At 63.8% G+C, this 20,039-nt stretch carries 20 protein-coding genes; 3 read left to right on the top strand and 17 right to left on the bottom strand.

All coding sequences use genetic code 11. The features are described from left to right. The first annotated feature begins 183 nt into the window (after nucleotides 1-183). Complete coding sequence (locus tag IHE39_RS15695) at nucleotides 184-1,197, top strand: class I SAM-dependent methyltransferase (protein ID WP_184773237.1); 1,014 nt, start codon at nucleotides 184-186, stop codon at nucleotides 1,195-1,197. 33 nt (nucleotides 1,198-1,230) lie between these two features. Here IHE39_RS15695 and IHE39_RS15690 read toward each other — a convergent pair whose 3' ends face one another. The 4 genes from IHE39_RS15690 to fabA form a co-directional block, all read right to left on the bottom strand. Then, complete coding sequence (locus IHE39_RS15690) at nucleotides 1,231-2,769, bottom strand: putative bifunctional diguanylate cyclase/phosphodiesterase (RefSeq protein ID WP_184773240.1); 1,539 nt, start codon at nucleotides 2,767-2,769, stop codon at nucleotides 1,231-1,233. A gap of 91 nt (nucleotides 2,770-2,860) precedes the next feature. Continuing rightward, nucleotides 2,861-3,673, bottom strand: a complete 813-nt coding sequence (fabI, locus tag IHE39_RS15685; RefSeq protein ID WP_184773241.1) for an enoyl-ACP reductase FabI — start codon at nucleotides 3,671-3,673, stop codon at nucleotides 2,861-2,863. A 10-nt stretch (nucleotides 3,674-3,683) separates the two neighbouring features. Continuing rightward, on the bottom strand, nucleotides 3,684-4,907 hold the full coding sequence (fabB, locus tag IHE39_RS15680) for a beta-ketoacyl-ACP synthase I (protein WP_184773242.1): 1,224 nt from the start codon (nucleotides 4,905-4,907) through the stop codon (nucleotides 3,684-3,686). A gap of 31 nt (nucleotides 4,908-4,938) precedes the next feature. Beyond that, nucleotides 4,939-5,457: a 3-hydroxyacyl-[acyl-carrier-protein] dehydratase FabA gene (gene fabA / locus IHE39_RS15675; RefSeq protein ID WP_184773243.1), complete on the bottom strand. Its 519-nt coding sequence runs from the start codon at nucleotides 5,455-5,457 to the stop codon at nucleotides 4,939-4,941. A gap of 214 nt (nucleotides 5,458-5,671) precedes the next feature. Between fabA and irrA the strand changes: the two genes are divergently transcribed. Next, entirely contained in the window at nucleotides 5,672-6,130 is a 459-nt protein-coding gene (gene irrA, locus IHE39_RS15670; RefSeq protein WP_192567101.1) for an iron response transcriptional regulator IrrA, read from the top strand. A gap of 36 nt (nucleotides 6,131-6,166) precedes the next feature. On the opposite strand, the gene IHE39_RS15665 is transcribed toward irrA, so the two are convergent. Further along, on the bottom strand, nucleotides 6,167-6,724 hold the full coding sequence (locus IHE39_RS15665; protein WP_192567100.1) for an SH3 domain-containing protein: 558 nt from the start codon (nucleotides 6,722-6,724) through the stop codon (nucleotides 6,167-6,169). A gap of 160 nt (nucleotides 6,725-6,884) precedes the next feature. Here IHE39_RS15665 and IHE39_RS15660 point away from each other — a divergent pair, with 160 nt between their 5' ends. Further along, nucleotides 6,885-7,886, top strand: a complete 1,002-nt coding sequence (locus IHE39_RS15660; protein ID WP_115729295.1) for a 2-hydroxyacid dehydrogenase — start codon at nucleotides 6,885-6,887, stop codon at nucleotides 7,884-7,886. Between the two features lie 237 nt (nucleotides 7,887-8,123). On the opposite strand, the gene IHE39_RS15655 is transcribed toward IHE39_RS15660, so the two are convergent. The 12 genes from IHE39_RS15655 to IHE39_RS15600 all read right to left on the bottom strand — a co-directional run bounded on the left by IHE39_RS15655 (nucleotide 8,124) and on the right by IHE39_RS15600 (nucleotide 20,017). Beyond that, nucleotides 8,124-8,552: an aconitase X swivel domain-containing protein gene (locus IHE39_RS15655; RefSeq protein WP_192567099.1), complete on the bottom strand. Its 429-nt coding sequence runs from the start codon at nucleotides 8,550-8,552 to the stop codon at nucleotides 8,124-8,126. Continuing rightward, on the bottom strand, nucleotides 8,552-9,802 hold the full coding sequence (locus IHE39_RS15650) for an aconitase X (RefSeq protein WP_192567098.1): 1,251 nt from the start codon (nucleotides 9,800-9,802) through the stop codon (nucleotides 8,552-8,554). Before IHE39_RS15650 ends, IHE39_RS15655 begins: the two co-directional genes overlap by 1 nt. Then, entirely contained in the window at nucleotides 9,799-10,281 is a 483-nt protein-coding gene (locus IHE39_RS15645) for a GNAT family N-acetyltransferase (protein ID WP_192567097.1), read from the bottom strand. Before IHE39_RS15645 ends, IHE39_RS15650 begins: the two co-directional genes overlap by 4 nt. A 3-nt stretch (nucleotides 10,282-10,284) precedes the next feature. After that, a complete protein-coding gene (locus IHE39_RS15640; protein WP_192567096.1) occupies nucleotides 10,285-11,043 on the bottom strand; it encodes a molybdopterin-synthase adenylyltransferase MoeB in 759 nt (252 codons plus the stop codon). Nucleotides 11,044-11,095: 52 nt separating this feature from the next. After that, a complete protein-coding gene (recF, locus tag IHE39_RS15635; RefSeq protein ID WP_192567203.1) occupies nucleotides 11,096-12,247 on the bottom strand; it encodes a DNA replication/repair protein RecF in 1,152 nt (383 codons plus the stop codon). Between the two features lie 47 nt (nucleotides 12,248-12,294). After that, a complete protein-coding gene (gene dnaN, locus IHE39_RS15630; protein WP_184773253.1) occupies nucleotides 12,295-13,413 on the bottom strand; it encodes a DNA polymerase III subunit beta in 1,119 nt (372 codons plus the stop codon). A gap of 203 nt (nucleotides 13,414-13,616) precedes the next feature. Next, nucleotides 13,617-15,149 (bottom strand): chromosomal replication initiator protein DnaA, encoded by a 1,533-nt coding sequence (dnaA, locus tag IHE39_RS15625; protein WP_184773255.1) that lies wholly within the window; start codon nucleotides 15,147-15,149, stop codon nucleotides 13,617-13,619. An 836-nt stretch (nucleotides 15,150-15,985) separates the two neighbouring features. Beyond that, nucleotides 15,986-16,252 (bottom strand): 30S ribosomal protein S20, encoded by a 267-nt coding sequence (gene rpsT / locus IHE39_RS15620; RefSeq protein WP_184773257.1) that lies wholly within the window; start codon nucleotides 16,250-16,252, stop codon nucleotides 15,986-15,988. A 134-nt stretch (nucleotides 16,253-16,386) separates the two neighbouring features. Beyond that, nucleotides 16,387-17,160: an enoyl-CoA hydratase gene (locus IHE39_RS15615; RefSeq protein WP_192567095.1), complete on the bottom strand. Its 774-nt coding sequence runs from the start codon at nucleotides 17,158-17,160 to the stop codon at nucleotides 16,387-16,389. A 50-nt stretch (nucleotides 17,161-17,210) separates the two neighbouring features. Then, a complete protein-coding gene (gene mutM / locus IHE39_RS15610; protein ID WP_184773261.1) occupies nucleotides 17,211-18,101 on the bottom strand; it encodes a bifunctional DNA-formamidopyrimidine glycosylase/DNA-(apurinic or apyrimidinic site) lyase in 891 nt (296 codons plus the stop codon). Next, nucleotides 18,094-19,332, bottom strand: a complete 1,239-nt coding sequence (locus IHE39_RS15605) for a phosphopentomutase (RefSeq protein WP_192567094.1) — start codon at nucleotides 19,330-19,332, stop codon at nucleotides 18,094-18,096. Before IHE39_RS15605 ends, mutM begins: the two co-directional genes overlap by 8 nt. 91 nt (nucleotides 19,333-19,423) lie before the next feature. Beyond that, nucleotides 19,424-20,017 (bottom strand): TadE/TadG family type IV pilus assembly protein, encoded by a 594-nt coding sequence (locus tag IHE39_RS15600; protein WP_246471371.1) that lies wholly within the window; start codon nucleotides 20,015-20,017, stop codon nucleotides 19,424-19,426. Nucleotides 20,018-20,039 lie beyond the last annotated feature (22 nt).

Here is a 20,039-nt window from a genome sequence, read left to right as displayed (position 1 = left end):
TGTCGTGCGTCCTTCGAGGCTTGCTTCGCTCGCACCTCAGGATGAGGTAGGTAGCGCTCTGTGGTTGCTGCATGACAGGCTCGTTGAGCCACGACATCTCTGGTTGGCATGGCGCCGACCGCCCTCATCCTGAGGTGCTCGCCCGGAGGGCGAGCCTCGAAGGACGCACTGTTAGGATCTGCAATGCGCGACGCCCTGAAAACCCTTTTCTATCCCTTCGAGGCCGAGCTGCTGGCGCTGCCGGGGCAGGGCACGCGTGCCTTGTTCATTGGGGCGGAGCCGGGCTTCAGGAAGCCGCAGGGCTTCGACGCCAGTCTGTCGCTGGTGCAAGGCTTCCGGCCTCATGTGTTGGCCCTGGCGGCCGCTGGGCACGATGTTACGCCGCGTGCCGAGGAAGACGGGTTCGACATCACCCTGGTTCTGGCCGGGCGTCATCGCGGGCTGAACGAGCTGCGCGTCGCCGAGGCGATCGAGCGCGTCGCCCCGGGCGGGCTGGTCATCGTTGCCGGTGGCAAGGAGGATGGCATCGCCAGCCTGCGCAAGCGGCTGGGCGGTTTGCTCGAGATCGAGGACCATCTGCCGAAGTATCACGGCACGGCACTTTGGTTCCGCCGCAGCGCCAAGGTCGATGCCGCCGCAGCAATCTTGCGGGCCGACAATCCGGAGATGCTGGTCGAAGGCCGTTTCCGTACTGCGCCCGGCATGTTCTCGTTCGAACGCATCGACGCGGGTTCGCGCCTACTGGTCGACAACCTGCCTTCAGACATCAAGGGCAAGGTCGCCGACTTCTGCGCCGGTTGGGGTTATGTCGCTGCCGAGGTTGTCACGCGTGCGAAAGAGCTCAAGGCGCTCGACCTGTTCGAGGCCGATTTTGATGCGCTGGAGGCGGCCAAGGCCAACGTGCCTGCCACGCCTGTCCAGCCCGGGTTCCACTGGCAGGATCTCGCCAAGGAGCCGGTCGAGCGACGCTACGACGTGGTGGTGATGAACCCGCCGTTCCACCAGGATCGTGACGCCGATCCCGAGATCGGCCAGCGCATGATCAAGGCGGCAGCGGCAGCTCTCAAGCCGGGCGGGCGCCTGTTCATGGTCGCCAACCGCCATCTGCCCTATGCGCCTGTTTTGGCACAGTCCTTCTCGTCGGTCGCAGAAATCGCCGTCGACAGCGCCTTCAGGGTCTATTCCGCCAAGCGCTGATGCTTGTATCAGCCAAGCGTCCTGACGCCTATATCAGTGGACGCTGGCGATGCCTTCGGTGCCCTGGGTCAAAGCCGGGTCACCGAGGCTGAGTGGTGCCGGGCGGCCGTAGAAATAGCCCTGGACTTCCTGGCAACCGGCGGCCCTGAGCAGGGTCGCCTGGTTCTCCGTCTCTACGCCTTCGGCAATGGTACGCACGCCGAGTGCGCGCGACAGGCCGACGATCGTCGACACCACGGCGCCCGAATTGCTGTCGGTTTCCATGCGGCTGACGAAGGAACGGTCGATCTTGAGCTTGTGGAACGAGAAGTCGATCAGATAGGCGAGGTTCGAGTAGCCGGTGCCGAAATCGTCGACCGCCACCGAGATGCCCATCGCCGTCAGCTGCTTGAGGATCAGGGCAGCGCGGTCCCGATCCTGCATCATCGCCGATTCGGTCAGTTCGAGTTCCAGGCGCTTCGGCTCGATGCCGGTTTCCTTGATGATCCGCTCGACAATGCCGACGAAATCGCGGGTCATGAACTGCACCGGTGAAATATTGACCGCAACGAAGCAGTCTTCCGGCAGCAGGCGGGCATCGGTGCAGGCCTTGCGCAGCACCCATTCGCCGATCGGCGCGATCATGCCGGTCTCTTCGGCGACCGAGATGAACTCGACCGGGGGGATCATGCCGCGCTCTGGATGGCGCCAGCGGATCAGTGCCTCGTAGCCAACGACGCGGCCTGACGTCAGGTCGAGCTGCGGCTGGTAGTGCAGGTCGAAGTCGCCGCGCTCGAAGGCGACATGCAGTTCCGATTCGACCCATTGGCGATGATCGGCGACCTTGCCCATTTCGGCCTGGAAGACGGCCCAGTCGCCGATACCGCTGGCGCGTGCATTCTGCAGCGCGAGGTTCGAGCGACGGAGCAGCACGACCGGGTCATAGCCGTCCTTGGGCATGGCGACGACGCCAACCGAGACGTTGACCGACTGCAGGTGCGATGGCAGCTGGTAAGGACGCATCAGGTCGTGGATGAGGCGTTCGATGAGCGTGTCGAGCGAGCAGCGCAGCATCTGGTCGGGATAAAGAATGGCGAATTCGCCAGCACCGATGCGGCCGATGACCATGTCGCGGGGCAGGGCGGCCTTGAGGCGGGCGGTGAAGGCGCGGATCAGCGCGTCGCCATTGCTGTAGCCGATGGCGTCGTTGATCTGCTTGAAGCGGTCGATGTCGATGTCGATCAGGAACATCGGCTTGCCGGTGCGAGCCGTGGCGGACGCAGCTTCGGCGATCTTGCCGACCATCGCCGGCCGCGCCAGAAGGCCCGTCAGCTTGTCGTAGAAGGTCTCGTTGAAGACGAAGTCGGCCGATTCATCGACACCGGCGAAGAATGACATCGCAGCGATCGAGGCGGCGAGCGCACAAAGCGCTGCGATGACAGCGCTGATCGTATCGCCGGACATGCCGCCGACATTGTCGCCAAGGCCGAGCCGCAGTGCCCACATGCCCAGCACGAAGCTGCCCATGCCTGAGGAGGCGATGGTGATCAGCCGAAATGTTGGGCTTCGACGGGGATTCCTGACGGCAGGCATGCTGATTTTCCTAACTTGCGTGGCATTTCTACCGATTCGCTCGTTAAGATCGATTGTGGCGATTGTCTACAATTTTACCAGCAGGCGATTTTTAGTCGCGGCCGCCATCCATCTGCTTGAGTTCGTCCAGCGTCGGCATCGAGACGATATGATAGCCGGAGTCGACGTAGTGGATCTCGCCGGTGACACCCGACGACAGGTCCGACAGCAGATACAGCGCCGAGCCGCCGACCTCGTCGAGGGTCACGGTGCGGCGCAGCGGCGAGTTGCGCTGCTGGTAGGTGAACATGTGGCGCGCATCGGCGATGCCCGCGCCCGCAAGCGTGCGCACCGGGCCGGCTGAAATGCCGTTGATGCGGATGCCGCGCGGGCCATAGTCGTTGGCGAGGTAGCGCACGCTCGCCTCGAGGCCTGCCTTGGCAACGCCCATGACGTTGTAGTTCGGCATGACGCGCACCGAGCCGGCATAAGTCAGCGTGATCATCGAGCCGCCATCGTTCATCAGCGCCGCAGCGTGCTTGGCGACCTCGGTGAAGGAGAAGCACGAGATCACCATGGTGCGCACGAAGTTCTCGCGCGTGGTGTCGGCGTAGAGGCCCTTGAGCTCGTTCTTGTCGGAGAAGCCGATGGCATGCACCAGAAAATCGATGCCGCCCCACTTTTCCTTCAGCGTCTCGAAGGTCTGGGCCACCGAGGCGCTGTCTTCGACATCGCACGGCACCAGTATCGAGGCACCGATCTTCTCGGCCAACGGCTTGACGCGGCGGCCGAAGGCCTCGCCCTGATAGGTGAAGGCGAGTTCGGCACCATGCTCGGCCAGCTTCTGGGCAATGCCCCAGGCAATCGAGTGGTCGTTCGCGACGCCCATGATGAGCCCGCGCTTGCCCTTCATCAATCCGTCCATGTCGGGGTCCCTATGCGGAGAGGCGCTGGAAAACGAGCGTGGCGTTGGTGCCGCCGAAGCCGAAGGAGTTGGACAGCACGGTATCGATCTTGGCGTTGTCGATGCGCTTGCGCACGATCGGCATGCCTTCGAATTCCGGGTCCAGCTCTTCGATATGGGCGCTTTCGCCGATGAATCCGCCCTGCATCATCAGGATCGAATAGATCGATTCCTGCACACCCGCCGCACCCAGCGAGTGGCCGGTCAGCGACTTGGTCGAGGTGATGTTGGGCAGGTTGGCGGCGAACACTTCGCGGATGGCGCCCATTTCCTTGGAATCGCCCACCGGCGTCGAGGTGCCGTGGGTGTTGATGTAGTCGACCGGGGCATTCACTGTTGCCAATGCCTGGCGCATACAGCGCATGGCGCCTTCGCCCGATGGTGCGACCATGTCGTAGCCGTCGGAGGTGGCACCGTAGCCGACCAGTTCGCAATAGATCTTGGCGCCGCGGGCCTTCGCATGCTCGAGCTCTTCGAGCACCAGCACCCCCGCGCCGCCGGCGATGACGAAGCCGTCGCGGTTGACGTCATAGGCGCGGGAGGCGACCGAGGCGCGGTCGTTGTACTTGGACGACATCGCGCCCATCGCGTCGAACAGGTTTGACATCGTCCAGTCGAGGTCTTCGTGGCCGCCGGCGAACATGATGTCCTGCTTGCCCCACTGGATCATCTCCGCGGCATTGCCGATGCAATGCGCCGAGGTCGAGCAGGCCGACGAGATCGAGTAGTTGACGCCGTGAATCTTGAACCAGGTGGCGAGCGTCGCCGACGCCGTCGACGACATCGCCTTCGGCACCGCGAACGGTCCGATGCGCTTGGGGCTGTTGTTCTTGAGCGTGATCTCGGCGGCTTCGACGATCGTGCGCGTCGACGGGCCGCCCGAGCCCATGATGATGCCGGTGCGTTCGTTGCCCGACACGTCGCTCTCTTCGAGGCCGCTGTCGGCGATCGCCTGCTTCATGGCAACGTGGTTCCACATGCCGCCTTGCGACAGGAAACGGGAGGCGCGGCGGTCGACGAGATCGCTCGTGTCGAGGTTGGGCGAACCCCAGACCTGACACTTGAAGCCATGCTCGGCGAAAGATTCGGAGAAGCTGATGCCCGACTTGGCGTCACGCAGCGAGGCTTGCACTTCGGAAGCGTTGTTGCCGATGGACGACACGATTCCAAGGCCAGTTACGACGACCCGTCTCATTCAGATTTCCTTTCAGAATGTCCGCCAGCCCTTAGGCCGCGGCTTCCTGCTTCGAGAGCCCGACCTTGAGGTCGAGGGCCTTGTAGATAGGTTCGCCGTCGGCCTTCAACCAGCCATCGGCGATACCAAGGACCAGGCGGCCGCGCATGACGCGCTTGAAATCGATGCCATACTCGACCTTCTTGACCGAAGGCGTGACCATGCCCTTGAACTTCACTTCGCCCGTCGAGAGCGCCATACCCTTGCCCTGTTCGCCGAGCCAGCCGAGGTAAAAGCCGGTCAGCTGCCACATGGCGTCGAGGCCGAGGCAGCCAGGCATGATCGGGTTACCGATGAAGTGACAGGGGAAGAACCAGAGGTCCGGCCTGATGTCGAATTCGGCGCGGACGAAGCCCTTGTCGAACTCGCCGCCGGTTTCACTGATCTCGGTGATGCGATCGAACATCAGCATCGGCGGAGCAGGCAGTTGGGCATTGCCGGGTCCGAACAGCTCGCCGCGGGCGCAGGCCAGCAATTCCTCGTAGCCGTAGCTGGATTTCTGATCGGCCATGAACACCTTCCCCGTCAACGTTTCGGGCGGTGCCACGCCCTTCTTGTGTGCTCTCACTAGCACAGACTGTTTGCAGCCGGAAACCGGCGATTGCGATTAACGTGCCCGTCCGCGTGGGTCAATGCGCGCTATTGATCGCATTTGAGCTACAGAATATATGTCAGGCATAGCTTGCCGGCTGCCGATCCGATTTTGGCGCGCCAGCAGGTTGAAAATGGGGCGAAGGCAGACTTCGACGAGGCAACGAGTGGATTCCCACAAGGCGAGCATTGCTGTGGAAATGCGGGTTCGCGATGCGGGGCTCAGGCCGACGCGTCAGCGTATCGCTTTGGCCGAACTGCTGTTCGCCAAGGGTGACCGTCATCTGTCGGCTGAAGAGCTGCATGAGGAAGCCTTGTCGGCCGGCGTGCCGGTGTCGTTGGCGACCGTCTACAACGCGTTGCACCAGTTCACCGAGTCGGGGCTCTTGCGCATCCTGGCTGTCGAAGGCTCGAAGACCTACTTCGACACCAACACATCAGACCATCACCACTTCTTCATCGAAGGCGAAAACCGGGTGTTCGATATCGAATCGGGTCCCGTGACCGTCACCAACCTGCCGGAGCCTCCGGAAGGCATGGAAATCGCCAATGTCGATATCGTGGTGAGGCTCAGGCCCAAGCGCTCGGCCTGAGATCGGCGATCCCGGCTGCGGCAGCCGGGAGACAGATCAGTTCTCGATGCTTTCGCCGGGGTATGCGCCCCAGACCTGCGACTGGTTCAACCAGCCGCTCGTGCCGGAAAAGCTCATCTCGCACCAGCTGCCATTACACTGCTTGATCGAGCCGACGACGCCCGGGTCGATGATGGCGACGGTGCGCGCCCCGCTTTCGGGCTTGGCGAGCAGGTTGAGCTGTGCCGGCTTGCCGCGCTGCCACGGTGCGGTCATCGCCGTGCGGTGACCCGACAGCAGCGACTGGTTGATCCAGCCCTCTGCACCTTCAGAATCGCGCACGCGGCGCCAGTTGTCATATTCCTGGATGATTTCCATCGGCAGGCCCGGCTTCAGGTAGAGCCAGTCGACTGGATAATTGACGCCGGGGCCGATGCGCGAATTGACCTTGCCCGACTTGAGGCTGACGAATCGCGGCAGCGGCAGGCCGCTCGGACCGAGCGTCCCGTTCTGGGCGGCCGCGGCCGGACCGACGAAACCGGCATCGGGCGAAACGAAAGCAAGGCCGATCAGTGCAGCGCTGAGGGCCAGACGGAACGACGCGAAACCAGACACTTCCGTAACCTCTGTTTGAACTTGGCGCCCTTTTGGCGGACACCCTTTTTCTTTGTCATCGGCGGCACTGCTTGTTACACAGATTACCGCTCATGGATCGGATTGCAGTTTCGCCGGTCTTGGTTAAAGAGGTCTCAACGAGATCTTCGTCGAGGATAGAATGGCCGGTCGAAAAAAGCCTCTCGTCGTCATTACGCGCAAGCTGCCCGACCAGGTCGAGACGCGCATGCGCGAACTCTTCGACGCGCGGCTGAATGTCGACGACAGGCCGATGAGCCAGCCGGAGCTGGTCGCGGCGGTCAAGGAAGCCGACGTTCTGGTGCCGACGGTGACCGACACCATCGATGCCGCACTGATCGAACAGGCCGGGCCCAACCTCAAGCTGATCGCCAATTTCGGCAATGGCGTCGACAAGATCGATGTTACAGCTGCCGCCAAGCGCGGCATCACGGTTACCAATACGCCGAACGTACTGACCGAAGACACCGCCGACATGGCCATGGCGCTGATGCTCGCCGTGCCGCGCCGCCTGACCGAAGGCGCCAGCGTGCTCACCGGTGACAAGAAATGGGCTGGCTGGTCGCCGACATGGATGCTCGGCCGCCGCATCGGCGGCAAGCGCCTCGGCATCGTCGGCATGGGCCGCATCGGCACTGCAGTTGCCCGCCGCGCCAAGGCGTTCGGCCTGTCGATCCACTATCACAACCGCCACCGCGTGCTGCAGTCGGTCGAAGACGAGTTGGAGGCGACCTACTGGGAGAGCCTCGACCAGATGCTCGCCCGCATGGACATCATCTCGATCAACTGCCCGTCGACGCCGGCGACCTTCCACCTGCTGTCGGGCCGCAGGCTGGCGCTGATGCAGCCGCACGCCTATCTCGTCAACATCGCCCGCGGCGACATCATCGACGAGGACGCGCTGGTCAAGATGCTGCAGGACGGCAAGCTTGCCGGCGCTGCCCTCGACGTCTTCGAGCATGAGCCGGCGGTCAACCACAAGCTGCTCAAGCTCGCCGCCAAGGGCAAGGTGGTGCTGATGCCGCATATGGGTTCGGCGACCATCGAGGGCCGCATCGACATGGGCGAAAAGGTCATCATCAACATCCGTGCCCATGTCGACGGGCACCGCCCGCCGGACCGGGTGTTGCCGCTGAGGACGTGATCAGGCGCTGAGCGACTTCGCTGCGTCCTTCGAGGCTCGCCCTTTGGGCGAGCACCAGGACGAGAACGGTTGGCGCGTTTCAGGGTGACGGACGGTGACGCTTTCGGGTTGAGGGACGGCTAGCGTTGTTCGTCGCTCCGGAAAGGCTCCGCCCCAGCTTAGCCGTGCAGCACTCCCGCGATTCTCATTTTGAGGTGCGAGCCCGAAGGGCGGAGCCTCGAAGGACGCCTGACAAAATCAGGCCGCGCTGTCGGTACCCAGAATCGCAACCTCGCCATCCCCTCCGACCCGCACTTGCTTGCCGGTGAAGAAGCCGAACGCGTCGCGACTAAGCTTCATCGCCACCGGCGTTTCCCAGCCCATCTCGCGCGCCACGATCAGCCCGAGCAGCAGGATGGCGTCGGGCTCGTGGAGCACAAGGGCTACCGGCGCATGGCCGGCATGGACAAGCTCCATCAGCACCGACGACGCCGACGACGACCCGATCGTGCCGGGCAAGAACAGCACCTTGCCTGATAGGCTCTGGCCGCATTGGGGATGGCGCACATCGGCGATGCGTCCGGATTTCGGATCGACACCGCCCCAGAAGCTGATCGGTGCCGACAACACCAATGCGGGGCCTTCGCCTGAGGCTCCCGGAACGAGGATTTCGGCGCGCGTGCCCATCAGCCGAGCCTCGTAAACACCGGGCGCCCGGAAACGGCGCTTTCGACGCAATCGGCGAGCGAGCCATAAAGCACGGCGTAGCCGGTGTTGCCCGGTGCGTACTGCGCAAACTTTCCCGAATTGGTCATCAGGACGCCATCCACCCGCTCGGGCAGGATCGGCGTCACCACCACGCAGGTGTCGGCTATGACCACCACGCCCAGCGCCTCCAGTGCCTTGCGCCGGCCGTCGCGGTCGAGCTCGACGAGTACATGCCGGCCGGTGCAGGCATGGATTGGCACGCTGAGCCGCCGCCCCGCCAGTAGCCGCTCGAGCGTATCAAACTCGGCCAGCGACAGATGCGGGCTGCCGATGGCGACGGCGTCGATATGGTCGGTGCTTTCAGCCGTCGACAGCCGTGCCTGCGCTTGCCGCGCCATTTCAGGCGTTACCCGGATCGTGACTTCGGCCTCCACGCCGCCCAACGCCATCTCGGCATCGGGTGCTTCCGGCGTCACGCCCGCGATGTGGAACAGCCCGACCGCCCCCGACGACGCAGCTGCCGCGCCGAACGCCTTGAGTGCGTCCTCACCGGGGTTTTTCTCGACGCCCGTCACCACGCCGACGGCGTTGCCGACCTCGCGGCCATAGAGGCTGCCGAGCACCGGCCAGGCGATCTCGGAGGCGAGGAACGGCCGGGGCAGGGCGGAGACGTCGAACACCAGGCTCGCCCGCCGATTCGCCTGAAGATGCAGGCCGAAGTCGGGTGCGCGGCCCGAAATCGCGCAGGCGATGTCGAGGAAGTCGCCGTAGCGGTTGGTGCGGGCACCTAGCACCGAATTGCAGAACACCACCGCATTCGATTCGCCCCAGGCGACGTCACTGCCGAAAGCGGGTCGGTGGCCGGCCTGGTAGGGCGCGCAGGTCCAGCTCTGTTCGCAGCCGAGCTTGCGGTAGGCTTCCATCATCCGCCGGGCCATGGAGCGTTGCGGCTCTTCGAGGCGCACGCGCGAGCAGCCCATGAGATCGAGCGCGCCGACATTGAGCGTCGAGCGCACGGCAACGCGTGCGCCGCCCTCGACCAACCTTTCGGCGAACAGCGTGCCCGAATCGCCGTGATAGAGCGCACCGTCGATATGCGCCGAGGCGATCGGGATCAGCCTGGGCGCGCCGAGCAGGGCGGCACTTTCGGCGACGATGCGCATCGCCATGCCAGCTCCATCGCTGCCGCCGGCGATATGCCGCTCGTCGCTGGCGAGATCGAGGCTCACCGAAGCGTCTTCCGAAAGGTGATCGAGGTCGGGCGGTCGAAGCCGTCATGCGCGGTGCGCCCGAACTCGCCGAACCCCAGCCGCGCAAAAGTGGCGTGATTGGCCGCGAGCTCGATTCGGGTCTGCAGTTCGAGAATAGGCTTGCCTTGCTCGATGGCATGGCGCTCGGCCGCCTGCATCAGCGCGCGGCCGATTCCGATGCCGCGAACGCTGTCGTCGACGGCCAGCTTGCCGACATAAAAGATGTCCGCCCGTTCGGCCATGAAGATGCAGCCGGTGAGCCGTCCGTTCACTGTCGCGATGAAGCACACTTCGTCCTTGGCCTTCTCGCGCAGATTGGCCGGTGTCAGCCGGTGCGCCGAGGATGGCGGGTCGATGACGCCGTCCATATAGGCGAAGGCGCGCATGATCAGGCCGAGCAACTCGTCCCAGCGCTCGAAATCCCGGGGCAGGCGGTGAACGGTCAGCTCAGGTGTCATCGTTCAGGAGGCTTTGTAACGCACGGTGTCGAAACGCGCTGAGAGCGCATCGTAGAGCAAGAGCCGGCCGACAAGCGGCTCGCCTATGCCGGTGATCAGCTTGATCGCCTCCATTGCCTGCAAGGTCCCCATGACACCGGTCAAGGCACCGAGTACGCCGGCTTGCGCGCAAGACGGCACCAGCCCCGCCGGTGGCGGTTCGGGGAACAGGTCGCGGTAGGAGGGGTTTTTGCGGCCGTCGGCATTGGTCTCGAACGGCTTCAACACGGTGATCGAGCCGTCGAAACGTCCGACCGCGGCATGCACCAGCGCCCGTTTCACCGCGGCGGCTGCATCAGCTACGGCATAACGCGTCTCGAAATTGTCGGAGCCGTCGATCACCAGGTCATAGCTTGAGATCAGCTCCGCAGCGTTATCGGTCGTCAGCCTGAGCTTGTGCAGCTCGACCGTCACATGCGGGTTGATGCGGGCAATGGTTGCGGCGGCACTTTCCGCCTTGGAGACGCCGACCGAGTCCGTAGCGTGGATGACCTGGCGCTGCAAATTGGACAGCGAGACGTGGTCGTCGTCGACGATACCGAGCGTCCCGACGCCAGCGGCGGCGAGATACTCCAGCACTGGTGCGCCGAGCCCGCCGGCGCCGATCACCAGCACCCGCGCCCGCTTCAGCTTCTGCTGGCCCGGCCCGCCGATCTCCGGCAGCACGATGTGGCGTGCATAGCGTTCGAGTTCTTCGGGAGAGAGGGGGGCTGCCTGGTTCATGGGCCAACCATATCGCCGCAAGGTCTGCTTGTCAGTCGGGTAGCGCGGCGATCTATCGGGCCAGGCTGTCCGGCAAGGCGGTGGTGCTGACGCTGCCGTGGTCGACGCTCAGGAACTGGGCCCGGCCGACAAGGCTCGAAAACAGGTTCGCTTCCGTCCCGGTCATGAAGGCCTGGCAATTGAGGTCCTCCAGGATTTCAAACAGCGCCGCGCGCCGTCCGGCGTCGAGATGGGCGGCGATCTCGTCGAGCAGCAGGATCGGTGCAGCACCGGCCATCTCGCCGGTGAGGCGGGCATGCGAAATCACGATGCCGACCAGCAGGGCCTTCTGCTCGCCGGTCGAGCACAGCTCCGCCGGCATCGATTTCGGCTTGTGGCGCACGACGAGATCGGAACGGTGCGGGCCTTCGAGCGTGCGTCCCGACGCACGGTCGCGCTCGCGTCCATTGGCCAGCGCCTGGCGGAAGCGCTCCTCCAGCTCCACCGCCGGCATCTCACCGATGCTCTGTTCGAGCGTGCCGGCCAGGCTGAGCTCGGCCTGCGGGAAGGGCCCGGTCTCCGGCATTCGCCCTATCATCGCTGTCAGCAGCCGCACCATCTCGACGCGGGCGGCGGCGATCGCAGCGCCCGTCTCGGCCATCTGGATCTCGATCGCATCGAACCAGGCGTTGTCGCGTCGGTCCTCGGCGAGCAGGCGGTTGCGGCCGCGCATTGCTTTTTCGTAGTCGAGCGCACGCTGGCCGTGCGCCGGGTCGATCGCCAGCACCAGCCGGTCGAGGAAGCGCCTGCGGTCGCCGGCGGGGCCGGTGAACAGCGCGTCCATCGACGGTGTCAGCCATACCACGCGCAGCCATTCGAGCATGTCGTCGGCCTTGGCGTTGGCGCCGTTGATGCGCACGCGCCGTCCTGCTTCGCCCAAGGCTTCCGGCGCTGTTCCAGTACCGATCTCGGCGTCGCCGAACGGCCCTTCCACGGTGCTGTGCACCGCAAATGCACCGGCGCTGCCTTCGCGGGCGACGTCAGGGTAAGGCGCGCGGCGCAAGCCGCGCCCCGGGGTCAGGAAGGAGATGGCTTCGAGCAGGTTGGTCTTGCCGGCGCCGTTCTCGCCGGTGAACACCACCGCGCCCGGCCTGAGGTCGAGCGAAAGCGAGCTGTAATTGCGGAAGTCAGTAAGCTGAAGCTTACTGATATACGTCGGGGGGATGCGTTTCCGCGTCTCCCCCGTATTTGGCTCTAGCACCGGCGTATGCGCTAAACGCGCATCGGCATCAGCACGTAGAGAGCGTTCTCGTCGGCTGTGTCATGGATGAGCGTGGGCGAGCCGGCATCGGCCAGCATGAAGCGGGCTTCGCTGCCCTTCAGCTGGGCTGCGACGTCGAGCAGGTACTTGGCGTTGAAGCCGATCTCGATCGGGTCCGACGAATAGTCGGCAGCGAGTTCTTCGACAGCACTGCCCGAATCGGGGTTGTTGACGGCGAGCGTCACCAGCCCGTCGGCAATCGACAGCTTCACCGCGCGGCCACGCTCGGACGAGATCGTCGACACGCGGTCGACGGCGGCGGCAAAGCTCTGGCGGTCGATGACAAGCTTCTTGTCGTTGCCGCTCGGAATGACGCGCTGGTAGTCCGGGAAGGTGCCATCGATCAGCTTCGAGGTCAGGATCACGCCACCGATGGTCAGGCGCATCTTGGTGTCGGAGATCTCGGTGGTCACGGCGACATCCGGATCGTCGATCAGCTTCTGCAACTCGGAGACGGTCTTGCGCGGGATGATGATGCCCGGCATGCCTTCGGAACCTGCCGGCGCTTCGACCTCGGCGCGCGCAAGGCGGTGGCCGTCGGTGGCGACTGCGCGCAGCATCAGCTTGCCGCCGCTTTCATGCGTGTGCAGGTAGATGCCGTTGAGATAATAGCGCGTCTCTTCGGTCGAGATGGCGAACTGGGTCTTGTCGATCAGGCCCTTCAGCGCATTGGCCTCGAGCCGGAAGATATGGGAAAACGTGCCGGCCGAAAGCTCTGGAAAATCCGACTGCGGCAGGCACTGCAGGCGGAAGCTCGAACGCCCGGACACCACCGACATGGCGTTGCCGTCCTCGTCGGTCTTCAGCATCACCTCGGCACCGTCGGGCAGCTTGCGCACGATGTCGTAGAGCAGATGCGCTGGAACCGTGGTGGCGCCGCCCTGTTCGACGGAGGCCGGCGTCGCTTCCGAAATCTCAAGGTCGAGGTCGGTTGCCTTCAGTTCGAGGCTTGCGCCATTGGCCTGCAGAAGCACGTTGGACAGGATCGGAATGGTGTTCCGCCGTTCGACCACGCGGTGCACGTGGTTCAGCGACTTCAACAGGTTGGAGCGTTCCAGGATAACACGCATGACGAAACAGGCTCGCTTCTTTTGAAGGTGCGGGCTCACGGGCTCGAATGCGCCCGGGAAAGCCCGCAACACGATCGGAATTGTGCTGAGTCTGACAGTAAAAAGTGCGGAAAGGCAAGCCCGCGCAGCGACTCCAAGGCCGTTGCGTGGGCGTTCTGGGGATAAGTCTCAGGCGTCAAACTGTCGCCTGAGCCGACAAACCATCAGGCCTGGTCGTTGATCAGCCTGCGCAGCAGTTCGAGCTCCTGGGCGAGCGTGTTGTCGCCGCCCGAAAGGTCCTCGATCTTGCGCACCGCATGCAGCACCGTGGTGTGGTCGCGGCCGCCAAAGCGTCGGCCGATCTCGGGCAGCGAGCGCGGCGTCATCACCTTCGAAAGGTACATCGCGATCTGGCGCGGCTTGACGATGGTGCGGGTGCGGCGGTTCGACAAGAGCTCCGTCTTCGACACGTTGTAGTGGCGCGCGACGATGCGCTGGATGTCTTCGATGCGCACGCGCTTGGGCTCGCCCGAGCGGTAGATGTGGCCGAGGATCTCGTCGATGCGTTCGATCGACAGCTGTGGCTCGAACGACTGGCGGAAGATCAGCTGGTTGAAGGCGCCTTCCAGTTCGCGGCCCGAGCCGGTCACGGTGCGGGCGACATGGGTGAGGATTTCCTCGTCCATCGCAAGGTTGGGGTCTTCGTTCTTGGCGCCGGCAAAGCGCAGCTTGAGCATGCCTAGGCGCATGCCGAAATCAGGCGCCGACATTTCCAGCGCCACGCCGCCATTGAGGCGCGAACGCACGCGCGGCTCGAGCGATTCCAGCTCCGCTGGCGGGCGGTCGGCTGCAACCACGACCTGCTTGGCCGAATCGAGCAGCATGTTGATGAGATGGCAGAACTCGTGCTGGATCGACTTGCCCTGCAGGAACTGCATGTCGTCGATGATCAAGAGGTCGATGTCGCGCAGCTGTTCCTTGAGCGTCAGCGCGTTGTTGTCGCGGATCGCGGTCGCAAAGCGCCACATGAAGTATTCGGCCGTCAGGTAAACGACGCGCGACTTCGGGTTCTGGCGCAGCGACTCGGCGGCGATCGCCTGCAAGAGGTGAGTCTTGCCGAGGCCGACGGTGGCATGGAGGAACAGCGGGTTGAAGCGCGAGTTCGATTCCGCCACCGCGCGCGCCGCAGCGAGCGCCACGCGGTTGGACGGGCCTTCGACGAAGGACTGGAAGGTGTAGCGCGGGTCAAGCGGCGAGCCGAGCACGCTCTGCTTGAACTCCTGGTCGGCGGTGCCGTTGCGAACAGGCGCAGGGCGCTCGGTACGTCCGGCAGCAACCGTGCTCGTCGAAAGGGCCGTCTGTGCCTGGCGCACCGGCTTACGCAGTGCGGCGGCTTCGGTCTCCATGCCGGGGCGCACCGTCCGGGTTGCCGTGCGGATGATGATCTCGAGCTTCAGCAGCCCAGGCTCTTCCTGGCGCCACAGTTCGGAAATGAGATCGAGATAATGGCTGTTGATCCAGGAGCGCAGGAAAGCCGTCGGCACCGAAAGGCGCACGACGCCCTTCGAGGTTTCCGCAAGCTTCATGCGGCCGAACCAGCTTGAGAAGACCTCGCTGCCCAGGCGAACCTGGAGCTGCGTCTTGACCCGGTCAAAGTTCTTCTCCGCGGCGCTGATTGCTGCCACTTGATTGCCCTCGATCAGTTCGCCGGTAAAAAGAAAGCCCGCATTTGCTTCCCTTTCGATGCCGCTTTGCATTGTTTGCAATCCCTAACCTTCGGTCCTCGTTGCCGTATGGAGGCGCGCCGCTCGCGTCTCCACCGGTATATGTTCATTCGGGATGCTTGCCGTTTCCGGCTGAGCCCCAGTCACCTTCCCATTAGCGCCATGCGGCGCTTTCGGAAGGCCAGTGCCGCGGGGGCGGCAGCACCAGGCAAATGCGTAGCCAGCCGGCAAAATCGCCGGTGCGATGCAAAGTCACCATGCCGTGTATCCCCACACGCCCCAAGTATACTTCGAAGTGGGCATACCTCCCCCGGACGCGGATTCCATCCACGCCGAGAACGCCGCCGATTTTTTGGCTTTGCAGAGGGCTTGCTGCCCGTCCCTTCGATAAAAAGACCTTACAAAAATCGCTGTGGACAGGGCAAGGCCGAGTCTAACCCGTTTTTAATGAATCTGCTTACCTCGGCTCCGGATTCAAAGCTTGCCGGTGCCCCTCAAAGGGACAAAGCCGTTGTGATTCAAACCCTTTTCCGGGGATCGAAAAAAAGCGCAGGCTGTCCGAAATATTTTTAAAAGAATCCGCTTGACACCAACTTGTCCCCCGAGCCCTCGGGGCAGCTTGAACAAGCTGTGGATGACCGTTCGCAAGTCTTTGAAATTAAAAGGTAATTTGTGACAGGCCGAGTCTGGTTGTAGGGCTACTTCCGACAGTTGTAGTTATCAGAATAGCCGCATATGCCGGCAAAATTTCGACCCCCTGGATACCCTGCTCGGACGGCCCTTCGGACGGGTTTTTCGGCCCCATGCCGGCAAAAGAAAAACCCGGCTGGTGAGGCCGGGTTGATCAGAAATCCAATTGCTTGCAGGGCTTAGGCGGAAAGCGCCTTGAGCCGCTGTGCCAGACGCGAAACCTTGCGCGAGGCGGTGTTCTTGTGCAGGACGCCCTTGGTGGCGGCGCGCATCAGTTCCGGCTGGGCGGCGCTGAAGGCGGCTTCTGCCTTTGCCTTGTCGCCCGAGGCCAGCGCCTCTTCGACCTGGCGGACATAAGTCCGGACGCGCGAGCGGCGGTTCTTGTTGACCGCTGCGCGGCGGGCGATCTTACGCGTTGCCTTCTTGGCCGAGGAGGTATTGGCCATGGTGCCTCTCTTTGATCTCTAGGTGGGCGCACGCGGGTATCCGCAGAGCGCAAAAATAAATCGGGCGTCCCTGGGGGCGCCTCAGTTGGTGCGGCTTATAGTTCAGCTTGTTGCCAACGTCAACGCGATTCAGGTCAGCGGTTGCGGAAATTCGCAGTCCTTTTCTCGGCAAAGGCCGCCATGCCTTCCTTCTGGTCGTCGAGCGAAAACATCGAATGGAACACCCGGCGCTCGAAGCGCAGGCCTTCGGCCAGCGTCACTTCATAAGAACGATTGACCGCTTCCTTGCACATCATCACCGCCGGGAGCGAGAAGTCGGCGATCTTGGCCGCGGCCTTCATCGCTTCTTCCATAAGGTCGGCCGCCGGGACGACTCGCGAGACGAGACCGGAGCGCTCGGCTTCGGCCGCATCCATCATCCGGCCGGTCAGGCACATGTCCATTGCCTTCGACTTGCCGACGAAACGCGTGAGTCGCTGCGAGCCGCCCATGCCCGGCATGACACCAAGGGTGATCTCGGGCTGGCCGAACTTGGCCGAGTCGGCGGCGATGATGAAGTCGCACATCATGGCGAGCTCGCAGCCGCCGCCCAGCGCGTAGCCGGCGACAGCCGCAATCATCGGCTTGCGGTTGGCCGCAAATGCCTCCCAGCCGGAGAAGAAGTCTTCCATATAGGCGTCGACATAACTCTTGGCCTGCATCTCCTTGATGTCGGCGCCGGCCGCGAAGGCCTTTTCCGAGCCGGTGATGACGATGGCGCCGATGGACTGATCCGCCTCGAAGGTGCCGGTGGCGGCAATCAGCTCGGCCAGTACCAGCGAATTGAGCGCGTTGAGCGCCTTCGGGCGGTTGAGCGTGATCAGCCCGACCTTGCCGCGTGTTTCCACGATGATCGTTTCATAGGCCATCTCAGGCTCTCCCTCTCTCGCAGCACCACCAATGAGGCTTTTGCTCTAACTCAGCGCTGGCACTGGCGGCAATAGAAGGTTGAGCGCCCGCTCTGCACGATGCGCTCGATATGGCCCGCACAGCCGCTGTGCGTGCAGGCTTCGCCCTCGCGGTCATAGACCGAAAAGGAGTGCTGGAAGTAGCCTAGCGAGCCGTCGGTATGGACATAGTCGCGCAGCGAGGACCCGCCCGCGGCGATCGCGTCGGCGATCACCTCCCGCACCGAGGTGGCAAGCGCCGTTGCACGCTCCCGCGCCACCTTGCCGCTGCCGGCGATGGTGCCGGCGGCACGCGTCGGCGAAAGGCCGGCGCGCCACAGCGCTTCCGCGACGTAGATGTTGCCGAGGCCGGCGATCAGCCGCTGGTCGAGCAGGGCCGCCTTGAGCGGGGTCTTCTTGCCTTCGAACAGTTGGGCGAGCAACTCGCCGTCGAGCGTATTGCCTGTCGGCTCGACGCCAAGGCCCTGCAGCATCGGATGCTCAGTGCCGTTGCGCTCGGCAAACAGCATGAAGCCGAACCGCCGTGGGTCGTTGAAGACGACGCGCGCCGGAACGCCCTTGGAATCCGCGACGTGGAAGACGACGTGGTCGTGGGTTTCCGACTTCGACCGCTCGTGATGGAAGTTGCCCGGCGCTGCCGCGTCCTCGTCGGTTTCGACGCGGAACGAGCCGGACATGCCGAGATGGCAGATCAGCAGCGGCGCATCCTCGACGTCGGCGATCAGATATTTGGCGCGGCGGCCAAGCGAGGTGATCTTCCTGCCGGCCAATCGCTCGCCGAACTGCTCGGGGAAGGGGTAGCGCAGATTGGGCCGGCGGGTCTCGACGCGCTCGATGCGCGCGCCTTCCAGCACCGGCTGCAGTCCGCGCCGTACGGTTTCGACTTCGGGCAATTCAGGCATGGCTGGCGATCGTTTCGAGGAAGGAGGTGCCGTGACGCCCGGGCGCCAGGCTGAGATGGGCTGCCACCGTCTCGCCGATGTCGGCGAAGGTCGGCCTGAGTCCGATATCGCCACCGGTGTGACCGTGGGCAATGCCGATCACCGGGATGCGCTCGCGCGTATGGTCGGTGCCCGGCCATGTCGGATCGTTGCCATGGTCGGCGGTGAGGATGAGCAAGTCGCCCGGTTGCAGCCGCGCGAAGGCTTCGGGTAAGCGCTTGTCGAAGGCCTCGAGGGCCGCGGCATAGCCCGGCACGTCGCGGCGATGGCCGAATTCGGTGTCGAAGTCGACGAAATTGGCGAACACCAGGTCGCCGCCACGGGCATCGTCCATGGCACCGAGCGCCTTGTCGAACATCGCCATGTTGCCGATGCCCTTGCGGATTTCGCTGATGCCGCGATGGGCGAAAATGTCGCCGATCTTGCCGATGCCGATGACCTTGCTGCCGCGTGCGGTGAGCCTGTCGAGCAGCGTGGCTTCGGGGGGCGGGGTGGCATAGTCGCGGCGGTTGGGCGTGCGCTGGAATGTCGCCTTGTCCTCGCCGAGGAAGGGGCGGGCGATGACCCTGCCGATGTTCAGCGGATCGACGAGGCGGCGAACGACTTGGCAAAGCTCATAGAGCCGCTCCAGCCCGAAATGCGTCTCGTGCGCGGCGATCTGCAGCACCGAATCCACCGAGGTGTAGCAGATCGGCTTGCCGGTTGTGATGTGTTCTTGGCCGAAGCGCTCGATGATCTCGACGCCGCCGGCATGGCAGTCACCCAATATGCCCGGCACCTTGCCTTCCCTGATGACCGCTTCGGTGAGCGAGGCGGGGAAGGTAGGCACTGTCTGCGGAAAATAGCCCCAGTCGAAAGTCACCGGCAAAGCGGCGATTTCCCAATGGCCGGACGGCGTGTCCTTGCCGCTCGAGACTTCCTGGGCAGCGCCGTGAAAGGCGCCGGCCCGCAGCGGCGCATTGCCGGCGAAGTCGAAGCCGGTTGCCACTTTCGCAGCCAGGCCCAGTCCGAGCGAGGCCATGTTGGGCACGTTAAGCGGACCGCTGCGCAGCCCTTCGCGGTCGCCGCGGCCTGCGGCGCAGGCGCTGGCTATGTGCCCGAAGGTGTCCGATCCGACGTCGCCAAAGCGCGCAGCATCAGCAGCTCCACCTATGCCGAAGGAATCCAGGACGAACAGGAATGCACGCGCCATCTACAAGGGGCTCTCGGTTGCCAGTCTGCCAGACATAAGATCAGTCGCCGGCATTGGCAATTATCCGGAGGAAGGCAGCTGACAGGGGGGCTCAGCAATCTGTGCAGGGAATGCTCTGGCTCATGCGTGGGCGCAGGTAATAGGTCTCGGACATCGAAATTCCGTCGAATGCGGCGTTAAGGCCAAGAACCGGCTTGGACTCCGCCCAAACAATGACGGGCTTGTAGGCGAGATCGCTTTCGACGCGGATCAGGAAGGTGTTCCGGATTCTGAGCGCCGGTGGCACTGTCGTCGGGGCTGGTTTGATTGCGTCGACGCTTGCGACGCCATTCACGAGCTTGCGCGACCATTCGACCGTGACGGCGGGCGTCGCTTCGTCAGAGATCTTGATCGCGGTGATCACGATCTTGCCCTCACTGCGGCTGTAGGGCTGCAGGATCGCTTCGCCGATCTTCATGATTGCATCGATTTCGCTTTTGACGATCGTCTGCTGCTGGGTGACCAGGTCGGCGACCATCGAGCCGACACGGCTGACCTTCTTGTTGGTCTCGATCCCTTGCGAAACCTCCATTGTCACGAAGTAGAGCGACAAAAGCAGCGGCGCGATGATGGCGAATTCGACAGCGGCAACACCGCGCTTGTCACCGACCAGCGCGCGTGCGCAACACCGCCACCGCTCCAGCATGGATCGTGCTCCCGCGCAAAAA

The organism is Aminobacter carboxidus (assembly GCF_014863355.1).
Taxonomy (GTDB): Bacteria; Pseudomonadota; Alphaproteobacteria; order Rhizobiales; family Rhizobiaceae; genus Aminobacter; species Aminobacter carboxidus.
The sequence above is the reverse complement of the archived record's forward strand: the minus strand, read 5'-3'. Positions and strand labels throughout refer to the sequence as shown.

Bases quoted from the DNA above. Each gene is read 5' to 3' on its own strand.
- dnaN (WP_184773253.1), bottom strand. From the start codon at position 13,413: ATGCGTGTTATCCTGGAACGCTCCAACCTGTTGAAGTCGCTGAACCAC.
- IHE39_RS15695 (WP_184773237.1), top strand. From the start codon at position 184: ATGCGCGACGCCCTGAAAACCCTTTTCTATCCCTTCGAGGCCGAGCTG.
- dnaA (WP_184773255.1), bottom strand. From the start codon at position 15,149: ATGCAAAGCGGCATCGAAAGGGAAGCAAATGCGGGCTTTCTTTTTACC.
- fabI (WP_184773241.1), bottom strand. From the start codon at position 3,673: ATGGACGGATTGATGAAGGGCAAGCGCGGGCTCATCATGGGCGTCGCG.
- IHE39_RS15600 (WP_246471371.1), bottom strand. From the start codon at position 20,017: ATGCTGGAGCGGTGGCGGTGTTGCGCACGCGCGCTGGTCGGTGACAAG.
- IHE39_RS15605 (WP_192567094.1), bottom strand. From the start codon at position 19,332: ATGGCGCGTGCATTCCTGTTCGTCCTGGATTCCTTCGGCATAGGTGGA.
- mutM (WP_184773261.1), bottom strand. From the start codon at position 18,101: ATGCCTGAATTGCCCGAAGTCGAAACCGTACGGCGCGGACTGCAGCCG.
- IHE39_RS15690 (WP_184773240.1), bottom strand. From the start codon at position 2,769: ATGCCTGCCGTCAGGAATCCCCGTCGAAGCCCAACATTTCGGCTGATC.
- IHE39_RS15660 (WP_115729295.1), top strand. From the start codon at position 6,885: ATGGCCGGTCGAAAAAAGCCTCTCGTCGTCATTACGCGCAAGCTGCCC.
- fabA (WP_184773243.1), bottom strand. From the start codon at position 5,457: ATGGCCGATCAGAAATCCAGCTACGGCTACGAGGAATTGCTGGCCTGC.
- IHE39_RS15640 (WP_192567096.1), bottom strand. From the start codon at position 11,043: ATGAACCAGGCAGCCCCCCTCTCTCCCGAAGAACTCGAACGCTATGCA.
- IHE39_RS15645 (WP_192567097.1), bottom strand. From the start codon at position 10,281: ATGACACCTGAGCTGACCGTTCACCGCCTGCCCCGGGATTTCGAGCGC.
- fabB (WP_184773242.1), bottom strand. From the start codon at position 4,907: ATGAGACGGGTCGTCGTAACTGGCCTTGGAATCGTGTCGTCCATCGGC.
- IHE39_RS15655 (WP_192567099.1), bottom strand. From the start codon at position 8,552: ATGGGCACGCGCGCCGAAATCCTCGTTCCGGGAGCCTCAGGCGAAGGC.
- irrA (WP_192567101.1), top strand. From the start codon at position 5,672: ATGGGGCGAAGGCAGACTTCGACGAGGCAACGAGTGGATTCCCACAAG.
- IHE39_RS15615 (WP_192567095.1), bottom strand. From the start codon at position 17,160: ATGGCCTATGAAACGATCATCGTGGAAACACGCGGCAAGGTCGGGCTG.
- rpsT (WP_184773257.1), bottom strand. From the start codon at position 16,252: ATGGCCAATACCTCCTCGGCCAAGAAGGCAACGCGTAAGATCGCCCGC.